This window comes from Polaromonas sp. P4_H1 (assembly GCF_056400945.1).
In genome coordinates this window covers 1-646 of the sequence record NZ_JBFUKG010000072.1, presented here as the reverse complement: position 1 = coordinate 646, position 646 = coordinate 1, and the positions used below count along the sequence as shown (strand labels likewise).

The window sequence follows — 646 nt, the reverse complement described above, 5'->3', positions numbered from 1 at the left end:
GGACGAAGGGCCCAACGCGAAGATCAGTTCGAAGGACATCTGGGCGCATTTGCGCACGGCCAGCGAGACGGACGGCGTAATCGCCAAATCCGTCGGCGACATCGCCAAGGGTCTCGCGACCGGCGAACGGATCGACGCGTCCTACGAGATGCCGTTCCTTGCGCACGCGACCATGGAGCCCTTGAATTGCACGGTGCACTTCAAGGGTGATTCCTGCGAGGTCTGGACGGGCACGCAGATCATGTCGCGGGTGCAATCCGAAGCCGCCAAGGCCGCGGGCCTGCCGATCGACAAGGTCACAGTAAATCAGCACATGATTGGCGGCGGCTTCGGCCGCAGGCTTGAGCCCGACATGGTCGTGGCGGCGGTGCGCATCGCCAAACAGGTCAATGGACCGGTCAAGGTGGTGTGGACCCGCGAAGAGGACATCCAGCACGACATTTATCGCCCCGTCTATCGCGACAACATTTCGGCGACACTGTCCAACGGCAAAGTGGTCGGCTTCAAGTACAAGATCGCAGGCTCGGCCGTGATCGCGCGTTGGCTGCCGACTGCGTTCCAGAAGGGCATTGACATCGACGCCATCGATAGTGCCGCGGACCAGCCCTACGACTTCCCGCATTTCCAGTGTGAATATGTCCGTGTC

General features: G+C 61.5%; 1 protein-coding gene. It reads left to right on the top strand.

Translation table 11 applies throughout. From position 1 onward, the window contains the following. A partial coding sequence (locus AC1DS5_RS25130; protein WP_477720965.1) for a molybdopterin cofactor-binding domain-containing protein occupies positions 1-646 on the top strand: 646 nt, incomplete at both ends.